Here is a 13,624-nt window from a genome sequence, read left to right as displayed (position 1 = left end):
TCTTGTTCGGCGATAACGGACCAAGAGGTGCTAAAACTGGTGAATGCGTGAGGGGACGAGCGGCGCGTCACCGAGACCACGAAAACCGGGGCTGCACAGCGTTGCGGCGCAGGTCTTCGTGCTGCAGTTGCTGATCGTGCTGCTACTGGCCGCACTGAGCGACACCACACTGGTGTACGAGACGCGGAGTCACGCGGTGCGCGGGGCGCGGCACGAAGCGCTTGCCGTGGCGGCGGGCTTCGCCAGTTCTCCCGGTGTCGCGGCGGCGCTGCAGAGCCCGGACCCGACAGCCGTACTGCAGCCGATGGCCGAAAGAGCACGTCGGACGTCAGGCGTGGACTTCGTCGCCGTCCTCAACCGGGACGGTGTCCGCTACACCGACGCCCGGCCCGACCTGATCGGCAAGCGAGCGAGTGGCGATTTCAGCCGGGCACTCGCCGGCGAGTCCTACACCGAACTGTTCAGGGGAGCGCCGACGGACGCCGTGCGCGCGGTCGTGCCGGTCACCGATGCGGACCGGAGGGTCGTGGGCATAGTCACGGCCGGCCTGGAGATCAGCACGGTGAGCGGCACCTTCTACCGGCAACTTCCGCTGCTGGCAGCCGGTGCCGCGGGGTCACTGGCGTTGGCCACGGGCGCGGCGTGGCTGGTGAGCCGGCGGTTGCGCCGGCAGACGCACGGGCTCGGGCCGACCGAGGTGACGCGCATGTACGAGCACCATGACGCGGTGCTGCATGCGGCGCGCGAGGGGGTCCTGGTGATCGGGGAGGACGGCCGGTTGTTGCTGGTCAACGACGAGGCACGGCGGCTGTTGCAACTCCCTGCGGATGCGGAACAGCGACCGCTGCGGAACCTTGGCCTGCCTCCCTCGATGGTGCGGCTCCTGGCGTCCGAGGAGAGTGTGGACGATGCCGTTCAGCTGGTGGGCGGCCGCTTGCTCGCGGTCAATGTGCGCCGGACCAACCGTGACGGGCGCGGCCCGACCGGTGGCGTCGCCACGCTGCGTGACACCACCGAGCTCCGCGCTCTCGCCGGGCGAGTGGACGTGGCACGCGAGCGACTGGAACTGCTGTACCGGGCGAGCGCGGAGATCGGCAGCACCCTGGACGTGGTGCGCACCGCCGAGGAGCTCGCGGATCTCGTCGTCCCGCAGTTCGCGGACGTGGTCACCGTCGACCTCTTCGAGCCGGTGCTGCGCGGGGACGAACCCGCACCGGGCGTCGCGTCGTCGGTGCGGCGCGCGGCGGTGCGCGGGGCGGTCGAATCCTGGCCCTGGCACGAGGCGGGCAGCAGCCTGGAGTACGGGCCGCTCGCCCAGCAGCGACAGGCGATCGAGGGGGAGGACGCTGTTCTGGTGCCTGATCTGGCACGGTCACAGGACTGGCGGACACCGGATCCGGAAGGCGCACAGCGCCTTCTCGAACTGGGCTTCCACTCACTCATCACGGTGCCGCTGCGTGCGCGGGGAGTGGTACTGGGCTTCGTCATGTTCTGGCGTGGTCCTCACCCTCCGTTCCAGCCGGACGATGTCTCGCCCGCGGAGGAACTGACGGCCCGCGCGGCGGTGTGCATCGACAACGCGCGCCGCTACACACGGGAGCACGCCACCGCCGTGTCGCTTCAGCGCAGCCTGCTGCCGCGGGACCTGCCCCGACAGGACGCCGTGGAGGTGGCCCACCGCTATCTCCCGGCCCGATCAGGTGTCGGCGGTGACTGGTTCGACGCCATCCCCCTGTCGGGGGCCCGGGTGGCCCTGGTGGTGGGCGATGTGGTCGGGCACGGTCTGCAGGCTGCGGCCACCATGGGCAGACTGAGAACCGCGGTCCTCAACTTCTCGGCTCTCGATCTGCCCCCGGAAGACCTCCTGTTCCATCTCGACCAACTCGTCAAACGCCTGGACGCCGCAGATCAGGCAGACGGCGAGGAGCAGGCCGTCACCGGCGCGACCCTGGTGTACGCCGTCTACGATCCGACCAGCGGCCGGTGTGCCGTCGCCGCCGCCGGGCACCCACCGCCCGCACTCGTCCTGCCCGACGGCTCGGTGGAGTTCGTCGACGTGCCGGCGAATCTGCCGCTCGGCCTGGGGAGCGTTCCGTTCCAGACCGCCGAGATCGCCATTCCGGAAGGAAGCCGCCTGGTTCTCTACACCGACGGGCTGGTGGAGAGCCGGAGCAGGAACATCGACACCGGACTGGAGGTGCTGCGGTCGGTCCTCGCCCGCACTGGGCCGAGCTGCGAGAGCACGTGCAGTACCGTCATCGACGCCATGGTGCCGGACAGGTCGCGCGACGATGTCGCCCTGCTCGTGGCGGCCACCCGTCGGTTCCCGACCGAGAACATGGCTCAGTGGAACGTTCCCTCCGACTTCGCGGCAGTCGGTGCCGTCCGCGCCCAGTGCATGCGGCAACTGGAGAGCTGGGGACTCGACGACACGGGTTTCACCACCGAACTCGTCCTCAGTGAACTGATCACGAACGCCGTACGGTACGGCGCGCCGCCCGTCACCGTTCGACTCCTTCGGCACCACGTCCTGATCTGCGAGGTGTGCGACGCGAGCAGTACCGCGCCGCGCGTGGTCCAGGCGGCCGAATTCGACGAGGGCGGCCGGGGCCTGTTCCTCGTGGCTCAGCTCGCCGACCGGTGGGGCGTGCGCTATGCGAGACACGGCAAAGTCATCTGGACCGAACAGTCACTCGCCCAGGGCCAAGACCTGCCGGCCGGGGCTGAGTGACCGCCGGGACCCGCAGCCGGCCGCCGTGGGATCAGCGGCCGGTCGTGCCACGTGGTCGGCGACTTCGGCGGTGCGTCCGCCCGGTCCGGTCGTGGTCCGCCGGGGTGCGTCGGCCCGCTCGACCGTCCATGTCGCCGGGGCCCGGTCCATGTCCGCGGCGACTGCCCGCGCGCTCGGGGACCGCGTTCCGGGATCCCGGTCCCACGACCACGGCGCGGTCGAGCTTCTCATCCTGTTCGGGCTGCAAGGAGCGCGTGCGCGCGTACGGACCGACACGCACCGGTCGTCCCAGCCTTGTCGATCATGGTTGGTAGCCTCGCGGAATGACCGCGATATTCGACGAAGCCGTCCGTGCCCGCCTGCAAGCTCCCAACATCTGGTACGTCGGCACCGTGTTCGCCGACGGGGCGCCGCAAGTCAGCCCGATGTGGGTGGACTTGGAAGGGGAGGGAGAGCTGACCTTCAACACGTCGGTGGGCCGGGTGAAGGAGGAGAACCTGCGCCGCGACCCCCGCGTGTACCTGTCGCACGCCGACGCCACCGATCCCTTCGACCGCGTGCAGATCAGCGGTGTGGTGTCCCGCTTCGTCGAGGGCGAGGAGGCACACGAGCGGATGGACCGGTTGGCCCGGAAGTACCTGGGCAGTGAGCGCTTCGAATGGATCATGCCGGGGGAGCAGCGCGTCGCGGTGATCGTGCGACCGGTCAAGGTGCGGCACATCGTCGGGGTGGAGCGGTTCCGGCCCGGCGGTCCTGTTCCCGGGGCCTGACCCGCGGGCAGTCGTGGCAGTGTCCCGGTGGCGTCGAGCAGACGCCTCAGCGCCGGGCAGATGTGTTGTCCAGGTGGACCCTCGTCCCGAGGACCGCACGGTTCTGCCACGCTGCACGGCTTCCTCGGACCCGGACCGTCGCGCAGGGCGCGCCTCGGCCGGAGGTACGGTGGCCGCGTGATGCGTGACGACTCGCTGCGGCCGCAGTCCTTGATGCTGACCTTCCTGGGCGACCAGATGCTGGGCCGGGACGTCTGCGTGTACTCCGGCAGCCTGATCGACGTCTTCGCGCGGGCCGGGATCGGTGAGCAGGCGACCCGTTCGACGCTGACCCGCATGGTGGGCCGGGGGCTGCTGCGCCGCCAACGCGAGGGCCGCCGCATGTACTTCGGGGTGACCGAACGCGCGGAGGCCGTCCTGCGCGACGGCGAGCGGCGCATCTGGCACACCGGCGCCGTCAACCGGCAGTGGGACGGTACCTGGACGATGCTCGGCTTCTCGCTGCCGGAGTCCTGGCAGCGCCAGCGGCACGACCTGCGTTCCCAGCTGACCTGGGCCGGGTTCGGGCCGCTGTTCAACGGGCTGTGGATCGCGCCCGGCGAGGTCGACGTGTCGTCGCTGGTGGCGGAGCTGGGCCTGTCCGCCCATGTCAAGGTGTTCCGTGCGCGCGCCGACGCCGGCATGGACATCGGCGCGATGATCGAGGAGACCTGGGAGCTGCCCGACCTCTCGGCGTCGTACGAGGCCTTCGTCCGGCACTGGCAGCCCTGCGCGGAGCGGACGCCGGACGGCGACGAGGCGCTTGTGCTGCGGCTGCGGATCCAGACGGAGTGGCTCGGGCTCATCCGCCGCGATCCCCGGCTGCCGGTCGAGCACCTGCCGGACGACTGGCCGGCCGAGCGGGCCGAGAAGACGTTCCGGACGGTGCACGACCGGCTGACCCCGCCCGCCCGGGACGCTGCGCGGCGGCTGCTCGACCTGGTGCCCGTGCGCGAGGCACAGGCGTAGTACCGCGACAGGCTCCGAGTACCGCCCCGGCTCGGCGCCGTCCTCCGATCCGACGCTCAACGCCTCGCCCCAGGAGTCCGGGCTGCGCCTGCGTCACGGCCCACTCGACGCGGCGGAGCGCCACATCCCGCACGCGCTGCTGATGCGGCGCCGACGTCCGGCCCGATGTTGTGCAAATGATTGACGGCTGAAGATTTACTGCCTAACTTCACCGGGTACCGGCACCGTCCCGTCCCCCAGGGAGCTCACCGTGCAGCCGTCCCCCTCCCGTCAACCGTCCCCGGAATACCGGCAGTTGCGCCGCGCCGCGCTGTCCGGCCTGCTCGGCACCACCGTCGAGTTCTACGACTTCCTCGTCTACGGCACCGTCGCCGCGCTGGTCTTCGGCGAGCTGTTCTTCCCCGGCGCCGACCCCGCGGTCGGCACCATCGCCGCCTTCGGCACCTTCGCCGCGGGCTATGCGGCCCGGCCCCTGGGCGGCATAGTCTTCGGCCACTTCGGCGACCGCATCGGCCGCAAGTCGATGATGCTGCTGACCATGGCCCTGATGGGCGGCGGCAGCTTCCTCATCGGACTGCTGCCGACGTACGGCGCGATCGGCGTGTGGGCACCGGTGCTGCTGGTCGCCCTGCGCGTCGTACAAGGGCTCGCCATCGGCGGCGAATGGGGCGGCGCGACCCTGATGGTCGTCGAACACGCCGAAAGCACCCAGGGCGACCGGCGCGGCCTGTGGTCCAGCTTCACCCAGCTCGGCGCCCCGCTCGGCTCCGTGCTCTCCGCCGGCGTCGTCGCCCTCGTCTCCGCCCTGCCCGACGACGACTTCCGCTCCTGGGGCTGGCGGGTGCCGTTCCTGCTCAGTGTCGTCCTGCTGGCCGTCGGCCTGTTCGTGCGGCTGAAGGTCGCGGAGAGCCCCCTGTTCGCGCAGGGCAAGCGGGAACCGGTGGCCCGCCCGCCGGTCCTGGAGGTGCTGCGCCGGCCGAAGACGGTGCTGCTGGCCGCCTGCGTCGGCATCGGCGCGTTCACCGCGCAGTCGCTGCTGACCGGCTTCATGATCTCGTACGCCGTGGACCAGGGCTACAGTCGCCCGCAGGTCCTCACCGCCGTGACCGTCGCCTCCTGCGTGGCCCTCGCCGTCCTGCCGGCCGCCTCCGCGCTCTCCGACCGGATCGGCCGGCGCCCCGTCGTCCTCGTCGGCGCCGTCGCCTGCGCCGCCCTCGCGTTCCCGGTGCTCGCCCTGGTGGACTCCGGTTCGCCCGGCCTGCTGATCCTCGCCCTGGTCCTCGGCCACGGCGTCGCCCAGTCCACGATGTACGGGCCGCTCGGCGCGTTGCTCACCGAGCTGTTCGGCACCGAGGTCCGCTACACCGGCGCCTCGCTCGGCTACCAGGCGGCAACCCTGATCGGCGCCGGCTTCTCACCGTTGATCGCGAGCAGCCTCGTCGCCTCGTCCGGCGGCGGCAGCACACCCGTCGCCCTGCTGCTGTGCGCGGGCGCCGCGATCACCGGCGTCACCGTGTGGCGGATGCGCGAGACGCGCACCGCCCGTCTCGACGCGTCCGTGCCGCGGGCCGTCGCACCGTCCCCCGCACCGGAAGGAACCCCCCGTTGAGGACCCGTCTGGCCCTGTCGGCCGCCGCCCTGCTCGCGGTGACCGCCCTGCCCGCGCAGGCCGCCGCCCCCGCCGACGCCCACGTCGAGGGACGGCTCCCCTCCGGGGCCGCCTACGTGATGGACGTGCCCGCCGGCTGGAACGGCACCGTCCTGCTCTACAGCCACGGCTACACACCGTCCGGCTCCCCGAACCCGGCCCGCAACGCGCCCGACACCGACACCCGCGGCAAGCTGCTGGCGGCGGGGTACGCGCTCGTCGGCTCGTCCTACGCGACGACCGGGTGGGCCCTGACGGAAGCGGTTCCGGACCAGCTCGCCACACTGGACCTGTTCACCGAGCGGTACGGCACGGCCCGGCGGACGCTCGCCTGGGGCACCTCCTACGGCGGCCTCGTCACCACGGCACTCGCCGAGCGGCACGGCGACCGCTTCGACGGCTCCCTGTCGATGTGCGGCCTGGTGCAGGGCGGGGTCGCCAACTGGAACAGCACGCTCGACCCGGTGTTCGCGCTGCACACCCTGCTCGCCCCCGGCTCCGGCGTCCGGCTCACCGGATTCACCGGCCAGGGCGATGCCCGCGCCGCCTCCGACGCACTGACGGCGGCGACCGACGCCGCCCAGCGCACCCCCGAGGGCCGCGCCCGCATCGCCCTGGCCGCCGCCCTGCACAACATCCCCGGCTACAACTCCCCCACCCAGACCGAACCGGGCCCGACGGACTGGGCCGGCCGGCAGGCCAACCAGTACGCGGCCGTCCGCGGACTCCTCCAGCAGCCCGCCTTCGGCTGGCGGCAGGAGGCGGAGAGCCGTGCCGGCGGCAATCCGTCCTGGAACACCGGCGTCGACTACACCGCCATGCTGCGCCGGTCGCCGCTGTTCAAGGAGGTGAGCGAGCTGTACAAGGAGGCCGGAGCGTCCCTGCGGGCCGACCTCGCCGCCCTGAACCGCGCGCCACGGATCGCCGCCGACCCCGATGCCGTGCGGTGGATGAGCCGCACCAGCGCGCTCACCGGCCGGCTGTCCGATCCCCAGCTGACGATCCACACCACCGGCGATGCGCTGATCCCCGTACAGGCGGAGAGCGCCTACCGGCGGGCCGCCGGCGCCGCGGGCTCCGGTCCGCTGCTGCGCCAGGCGTACGTCGACGGCCCCGGACACTGCACCTTCACCCCGGGCGAGATGACCGGCGCACTGCACGCGCTGGAACACCGCCTGGACACCGGGCGCTGGGACACCTCGCCCACCACCCTGAACTCCCTCGCCGAGGCTGCGGATCCGGCGTCCGAGCCCCGTTACCTCCCGTACCACCCGGCTCCGTACCCCCGTCCCTACGACCTGGCCCACCCGGGGGACGGCCGGCGAACGGTGTCCCGCTAGGGCCCCGAGTGGCACGGGCCGGAGCGTGCGCTCGTCGGTGCGACCCGCCTGGAGGCAGACGGGGTGGCTCCGCGTGCGTGATGCCCGCTCTGGTCCGCGTCTGTGGTCATGAGCATCCGCCCATGGATCATCGTGGAGCCGCCGGACAGAGAAGCCGACCGTGACGTCGTCCGGCGGCCCGCATGTGTGCGAGGAGGCACGTGGTCGGTCTGTCGGGCACGCCGTTCGGGAAGTACCGGGTGGTCCGCTGGAAATCTCCGGGCTCGACTGCCGACCGGACGGGGACGTGGATCCCGGGTCGCCCCGCGGGGCGTCACGTGGGGCGGTCGAGTCCGTCGTGCGTGTCGACCGCCGTTCCCGGGCCGGTCGGCGCCGGTGGCATGGGTGGCAGGCCCGCGGAGAGGCCCGGCAACAGGACGGGCTCCAGCCGGACCCGCTCCTGCCTGCTCAGATAGCGCACCAGCTCCGGCGGCCGGTAGCCCGTGTTCTGGTCGTAGCGCTCCTTCGTGGGAACCGAAAGGAACTCGTTGCCGTCGGGCTCGCCTGCGTCGTTCACCGCCTCACCGAGCGGCCGGTGCAGCGGCTCGGCCAGTCGGTACATGCCCGTCCGCGAGACGTGCAGAGCGCCCGAAGCGTCCGGCCGTACGCGGAAGTCGACGCTCTCCCGAGGCTGCATGACCGGTGGGCCGGCCGTGCTCAGCACATCGGCGTCGAACTCCAGCCCGTGCCTGCGGGCCTGATCGACCATCCACAGGAGCGTGATGTCGGACAGTCCCGTTTCCTTGTATCCACCACCGGCATCGCAGTGAACCCCGGCGAACCACACCTGCTTCAGCTCCTGGCCCGACGCCGCTGAACCGGCCTTCTGATGCCACAGTGTCGGCCGGAACGCCGACCGCTGCTCGTCGGTGGCCAGTGCGTGGAACGCCGCCTTGACCCAGCTGCTCAGCTCGGTGTCGTGGAACGCCCAGCGGTGATTGAACCGGGTCGCCGTCGGCTGCAGCCATGCCGTGTCCGGAACGGGGATACCCAGGGCGCCGACCGTGTCCCACACGCCGATGAACCTGATCTCCGTCTCATACGCGTACGAGCGGCGGAACAGCGTGGCGGCGGCACCGTTCGGTTTCTCGATCCGGTCACGGTACAGAGCCCAGGCCTCGGGGATCCGGTCGGCGTGGTCCCGGCGCAGGATGCCGCTGTTGCGTACCAGCCCCGCCAGGCTGCGGGCGGTGAACGCACCGCGGCTGAAGCCGAAAAGGAACAACTCGTCGTCGGGCTCGTACGCTTCGACGAGGAACCGGTAGGCGTCCACGACGTTCCGGGACAACCCCACACCGAACGCGCCGCCCCGCAGGCGCTCCCCCCGCCGGCTGCCGACACCGCTGTGGTAGTAGACGCGTTGCTCCGTGCCGGCAACGGATCCGGCGCGCACGGACAGGGCGACCTTGGCGACGTTCGTCTTGCTCGGCTGGTCCGCGACATTCCATGTCCCGTCGCAACAGACCACCAGACGCGTGGCCATTGACCATCCCTCCTTGTGAATGAGCTCGTAACGGTTCGCACACGTTGTACGCGTGTGCCGCCGGCGGAGCCGGGGCCCTATGGCCCAGCGTGGGTTCCGGTCAGGACGGCGCTCAGGCGGTTCTTGATCCGGCCGCGCATCGAGGCCATGGTGAAGCCCTTGGGGTCGATCTTGCCGGGCTGCCACTCCAGGTGACCGATCACACTGCGCTCGGTCCAGCCGTGTGCCCGGCAGACAGCGGCGGCCGCCTTCGCGATCGCCTCCAGCTGCACCTCGGGCCAGGGGTCGATGCCGTCGCCGAGGTTGATCGCCTCGAAGCCGTAGAAGTGCTGGTTGCCGTCCGTGTTGGCCTCGTTGTCGGGCGGCAGGGCCACCTCGTCGATCACTGCGCGCAGGACGTCGTCGTCCCCGAGCCCCGCGTGATTGGCGCGGCCGTTGCCGACCATGTGCACGGTGCCGTCCTTGGCGATGACTCCGTGGCACAGCGGCCCGGGCAGGCCGGAGTGCCCGTCGTAACACAACTGGACGCTGCTCGACGTGCCAGAGGTGACCGTGTGATGGACCATCACCCCGTTCACGGGGCCCCAGGGGCCCTTGTGGTTGCGGTTGTGGGTGCGCCACGACCGGTGCTCGACGACGGTGAGCCCTTCGGCGCGCAGCGCGTCGAGAAACCGGTCTGCTGACATGGGGGCGGCCATGGCTTCCTCCTCGGGGGTGCGGTGCACAGGAGATCTCCTCGACGGGCGACATTCCGCGGGGAACTCCCAGGAGCGAGTCTTCCGGCCGAAGCGTCACCGCCGTGTGACGGTCGCGTGGCCCCGGTCCCGGGCCGTCACCCTCCGTCGCGGTCGGTGAGCATCTCCTCCAGCCATTCCTGGATCACCCGGCACACGGCATCGACCCGGGTGAGCGTCATGCTGCGCTCGACGCCAGAAGCGATGTCGGCGGTCACGCGGACATGCGCCCGCAGGGGCTGGTCGGAGCCTTCCTCCACCCAGACCCGGATGATCATCACGCCGGTGCTCGATGCGGTCATGCCCCTCACCGTCCGGACCGGCCGTCACGGTGGCGTGACCGGGCGAGGCCGGCGACCAGCCGGTGCAGCCGCTCGGTCGGCTCCAGCCCCAGTTCGTCGTGCAGGCGCCGGCCGTAGCGGGCGAACGCGTGCAGGGCCTCGGAGGGGTTGCCCTCCGCCAGGTGGGCGCGGATCAGACACACCTGGCCGCTCTCGCGCAACGGGTCGGCGTGCACGGCCGCGTGCGCGGCGGTGACGGCCTCGGCATACCGTCGCGCCGTGATCAGCCGCTCGGCCAGCGTCTCCAGGGCGTGCATGCGCAGCTGCCGCCAGTCCTCGGCTTCCAGCAGCGCCCAGTCGTCGTACCAGCCGGGCAGCAGATCGGCGGAGAGGGCATCGACCGCGTCCAGGACGCAGGAGCCCGGGAGCCGGCCGGCCTCGGCGGGGTCGAGGATGCGGTGGGCGGTCCGGCGGGCGTCGTGGAGGTCGACGGTGGTGTCGGAGGCCAGACGTACCTCGGCCGGGCCGATCTCCAGGGCTTGCCGGCCGGCGTGGTGCAGGCGTGCCAGGGCCGAGCGGAGATTGGCGTGTGCACTGTGCTCGGACGACGCCGGCCACAAGGTGCCCGCGATCAGAGGGCGGGGGACTCCGGCCCGGGCGCACAGGGCGACGAATGCCAGCACGCGCTCCGACCCCACGGGGACGGCCGCGGGCTCCCCGCCCACCCACAGTCCGAAGCCTCCCAGGACACCGATGCACACCCCGGCCCCGACCCGCCCGGAGTCCGCGGAGGCGGGAGCGCGGGGGAACGGAGCCGGGACGGCCTGATGCGGCGACCGCCGGCCGGCCGGGCCGCGACCCTCTCGGTGCCCGTTGCCCATTTCCTGCCCTTCCCTGCCAGGACGTGACCCGTGGGCGACCTGGCGGACGCCGACGCGTCGGGCGGGCGGCCGCTGCGGAGCACGCAGCCCGCACACCGCTCTGGACACCGGGCACGCCCCCTGGCCGCCGGAGTGTCAGGAAGGACGCCAGGCAGGGGCGTAGGGCTGCGGGAAAGGTGGTGGACAGGTTCCTCCCACGACCGGAACAAGCCCCGGCATCGCCGGAACCAACGGTGGAGGGCGTACCCGCGACAGGGGCGGCGAGGCCTCGGCCCGTCCGGCCCCCGGTCCACGGGCATGCCCGCGGGTCATACGACCAGTGTCTGCTTGGCCTGGAGGCGCGGCAACTCAGGAACACGCCGTCGGCCAGGCGGGAGCCGGTGGTTCAGCGCAGACGGCGCGTTGCGCGGGGCGCGGGCGCCGGGCGGAAACGACCCCTGTGTCGCTCCGCGCGCCCTGCCGACGCCGGACGACCGCGGAAATGATGTGCACACCGCACGTGAGCCAAGCGAATCCACGTATCTGCCGGGAAGGGATTCCACCTTGTTGCTTCTCATCTCTCCGGACGGCGTCGACGAAGCCCTCGACTGCGCCAAGGCGGCCGAGCACCTCGACATCGTCGACGTCAAGAAGCCCGACGAGGGCTCGCTCGGTGCGAACTTCCCCTGGGTCATCAGGGAGATCCGCGACGCGGTTCCGGCGGACAAGCCCGTCTCCGCCACCGTGGGGGACGTCCCGTACAAGCCCGGCACGGTGGCCCAGGCGGCGCTCGGCGCTGTCGTCTCCGGAGCCACCTACATCAAGGTCGGCCTCTACGGCTGCACGACACCCGAACAGGCCGTCGAGGTCATGCGCGGGGTCGTCCGGGCCGTGAAGGACTACCGGGCGGACGCGTTCGTCGTCGCCTCGGGCTACGCCGATGCCCACCGCATCGGCTGCGTCAACCCGCTCGCGCTGCCCGACATCGCCGCACGCTCCGGCGCCGACGCCGCCATGCTCGACACCGCGGTCAAGGACGGAACACGGCTGTTCGACCACGTGCCGCCCGACGTCTGCGCCGAGTTCGTGCGGCGTGCCCACGAGGCGGGGCTCCTCGCCGCACTGGCGGGCAGCGTGAAGGCCGGCGACCTGGGTGAGCTGGCTCGCATCAAAACGGACATCGTCGGGGTGCGCGGGGCGGTCTGTGAGGGAGGTGACCGCAACGCGGGCCGCATCCGGCCCGACCTGGTGGCCGCTTTCCGGGCGGAGATGGACCGGCACGTCCGGGAGCACACGGTCGCCGCCGCGGCGAGCTGACCGTGACCGTGCCGACCGGACATCGTCGTCGGGCCCAGGGCCACCGCCGCGGCCACGTCACCGTCGTCGACCCGTCGACGGGCAGGGGCTTCGCCGAGGTTCCCGAACAGCGGCCGGAGGAGCTGGACGCGGTCGTGGACCGGGCCCATGCGGCCTGGCGCGACTGGCGGGCCGACCCGGACTCCCGCAGGACCGCGCTGCTCGCCGCGGCGGACGCCGTCGAGGCGGCAGCGGCGGAGCTCGCCCCGCTGCTCACCCGAGAACAGGGCAAGCCACTGACCGAGTCGTACGCGGAGGTGGCCCGTACGGCCGCGCGGCTGCGCTACTTCGCCGGGCTGGACGCCGGGACGGAGCCGATCACGGACGGCCGCCCCGTGCAGAGCGAGCTCCGCTGGCGGCCGCTGGGGCCCGTCGCCGCGATCGTCCCGTGGAACTTCCCTCTGCAGCTCGCGTCGGCGAAGTTCGCTCCGGCCCTCGCCGCGGGCAACACGATGGTGCTCAAGCCCTCTCCGTTCACTCCTCTCGCCACCCGGTTGCTGGGGTCCGTCCTCTCCGGGGCGCTGCCCGAGGGCGTACTGACGATCGTCACCGGGCGGGAGCCCCTCGGCGCCCGTCTCGCCTCGCATCCGGGAATCCGCCACGTGACCTTCACCGGTTCGGCGGCCACGGGCCGGGGCGTCGCCGCGGGCGCGGCGGCCTCGCTCGCGCGGGTCACCCTCGAACTGGGCGGCAACGACGCCGCCGTCCTGCTGGACGACGTCGACGTGGAGGATGTCGCGGACCGGTTGTTCTGGGCGGCGTTCCGCAACTGCGGGCAGGTCTGCATGGCGGTCAAGCGCGTCTACGCCCCGGCCCGTCACTACGCACGGGTGGTGGAGGCGCTCGCGGACCGGGCGAGGACGACCGTCGTCGGATCCGGACTCGACCCGGACTCACGGCTCGGACCGGTCAACAACGCCCCTCAACTGGCCCGCGTCGAGCGGTACACGGCACGGGCCCGGGCGGACGGCGCCCGGGTCGCCGCCGGCGGGCACCGACTGGACCGGCCGGGGTACTTCTTCGCGCCGACGATCCTGGCCGACGTGCCGGCCCACAGTCCGGTGGTGACGGAGGAACAGTTCGGCTCCGTCCTGCCGGTGTTGCCCTACGACACCCTCGACGAAGCCGTCGGGGCGGCCAACGGCACCGGTTTCGGCCTGGGCGGCTCGGTGTGGGGAACCGACGTCGACCTGGCCGCCGCCGTGGCCGACCGTCTGGAGTGCGGTACCGCCTGGATCAACCACCACGCCGAACTGTCCCTCGCCCAGCCCTTCGCGGGTGCCAAGGACAGCGGGGTCGGCGTCGCGGGCGGACCGTGGGGGCTCTACGGGAACCTCAGACCGTTCGTCGTGCACCGGCCCGAGGAGGCGTGAC

General features: G+C 72.0%; 10 protein-coding genes and 1 pseudogene. 7 read left to right on the top strand and 4 right to left on the bottom strand.

Going from position 1 to position 13,624, the window contains the following annotated elements:
- Positions 1-43 precede the first annotated feature (43 nt).
- The 5 genes from ACIRG6_RS07675 to ACIRG6_RS07655 all read left to right on the top strand — a co-directional run bounded on the left by ACIRG6_RS07675 (position 44) and on the right by ACIRG6_RS07655 (position 7,497).
- On the top strand, positions 44-2,731 hold the full coding sequence (locus tag ACIRG6_RS07675) for a SpoIIE family protein phosphatase (protein ID WP_403321471.1): 2,688 nt from the start codon (positions 44-46) through the stop codon (positions 2,729-2,731).
- Positions 2,732-3,054: 323 nt separating this feature from the next.
- A complete protein-coding gene (locus tag ACIRG6_RS07670) occupies positions 3,055-3,501 on the top strand; it encodes a TIGR03618 family F420-dependent PPOX class oxidoreductase (protein ID WP_239766635.1) in 447 nt (148 codons plus the stop codon).
- A 180-nt stretch (positions 3,502-3,681) separates the two neighbouring features.
- Positions 3,682-4,509 (top strand): PaaX family transcriptional regulator, encoded by an 828-nt coding sequence (locus tag ACIRG6_RS07665; protein WP_351138465.1) that lies wholly within the window; start codon positions 3,682-3,684, stop codon positions 4,507-4,509.
- Positions 4,510-4,759: 250 nt separating this feature from the next.
- Positions 4,760-6,118, top strand: a complete 1,359-nt coding sequence (locus tag ACIRG6_RS07660; RefSeq protein ID WP_403321469.1) for an MFS transporter — start codon at positions 4,760-4,762, stop codon at positions 6,116-6,118.
- The gene (locus tag ACIRG6_RS07655; RefSeq protein WP_364678075.1) at positions 6,115-7,497 is read left to right on the top strand and encodes an alpha/beta hydrolase family protein; all 1,383 of its coding nucleotides are present in this window, start codon (positions 6,115-6,117) and stop codon (positions 7,495-7,497) included. The genes ACIRG6_RS07660 and ACIRG6_RS07655 overlap by 4 nt, the downstream gene beginning before the upstream one ends.
- A gap of 313 nt (positions 7,498-7,810) precedes the next feature.
- On the opposite strand, the gene ACIRG6_RS07650 is transcribed toward ACIRG6_RS07655, so the two are convergent.
- From ACIRG6_RS07650 to ACIRG6_RS07635, 4 genes and pseudogenes are all read right to left on the bottom strand, one after another.
- Positions 7,811-9,019, bottom strand: coding sequence for a DUF2235 domain-containing protein (locus tag ACIRG6_RS07650; protein WP_364678073.1), 1,209 nt, complete (start codon positions 9,017-9,019; stop codon positions 7,811-7,813).
- 80 nt (positions 9,020-9,099) lie between these two features.
- Positions 9,100-9,717: pseudogene (locus ACIRG6_RS07645) on the bottom strand (N-acetylmuramoyl-L-alanine amidase); the annotation flags it as partial.
- Positions 9,718-9,851: 134 nt separating this feature from the next.
- Positions 9,852-10,055 (bottom strand): hypothetical protein, encoded by a 204-nt coding sequence (locus ACIRG6_RS07640; protein ID WP_318216794.1) that lies wholly within the window; start codon positions 10,053-10,055, stop codon positions 9,852-9,854.
- 5 nt (positions 10,056-10,060) lie between these two features.
- On the bottom strand, positions 10,061-10,717 hold the full coding sequence (locus tag ACIRG6_RS07635; RefSeq protein ID WP_364678071.1) for an AfsR/SARP family transcriptional regulator: 657 nt from the start codon (positions 10,715-10,717) through the stop codon (positions 10,061-10,063).
- Between the two features lie 741 nt (positions 10,718-11,458).
- Here ACIRG6_RS07635 and ACIRG6_RS07630 point away from each other — a divergent pair.
- Together ACIRG6_RS07630 and ACIRG6_RS07625 are read left to right on the top strand one after the other, a co-directional pair.
- Entirely contained in the window at positions 11,459-12,211 is a 753-nt protein-coding gene (locus ACIRG6_RS07630) for a (5-formylfuran-3-yl)methyl phosphate synthase (protein ID WP_318216792.1), read from the top strand.
- Between the two features lie 2 nt (positions 12,212-12,213).
- On the top strand, positions 12,214-13,623 hold the full coding sequence (locus ACIRG6_RS07625; protein WP_403321467.1) for an aldehyde dehydrogenase family protein: 1,410 nt from the start codon (positions 12,214-12,216) through the stop codon (positions 13,621-13,623).
- The last annotated feature ends 1 nt before the right edge of the window (position 13,624 follow it).

This window comes from Streptomyces flaveolus, assembly GCF_044765825.1.
Classification (GTDB): Bacteria; Actinomycetota; Actinomycetes; order Streptomycetales; family Streptomycetaceae; genus Streptomyces; species Streptomyces flaveolus.
This window is presented reverse-complemented; position numbering and strand designations above follow the sequence as displayed.

Excerpts from the sequence above, each read along its gene's own strand:
- ACIRG6_RS07675 (WP_403321471.1), top strand. The coding sequence starts at position 44 with ATGCGTGAGGGGACGAGCGGCGCGTCACCGAGACCACGAAAACCGGGG.
- ACIRG6_RS07670 (WP_239766635.1), top strand. The coding sequence starts at position 3,055 with ATGACCGCGATATTCGACGAAGCCGTCCGTGCCCGCCTGCAAGCTCCC.
- ACIRG6_RS07665 (WP_351138465.1), top strand. The coding sequence starts at position 3,682 with ATGCGTGACGACTCGCTGCGGCCGCAGTCCTTGATGCTGACCTTCCTG.
- ACIRG6_RS07650 (WP_364678073.1), bottom strand. The coding sequence starts at position 9,019 with ATGGCCACGCGTCTGGTGGTCTGTTGCGACGGGACATGGAATGTCGCG.
- ACIRG6_RS07640 (WP_318216794.1), bottom strand. The coding sequence starts at position 10,055 with ATGACCGCATCGAGCACCGGCGTGATGATCATCCGGGTCTGGGTGGAG.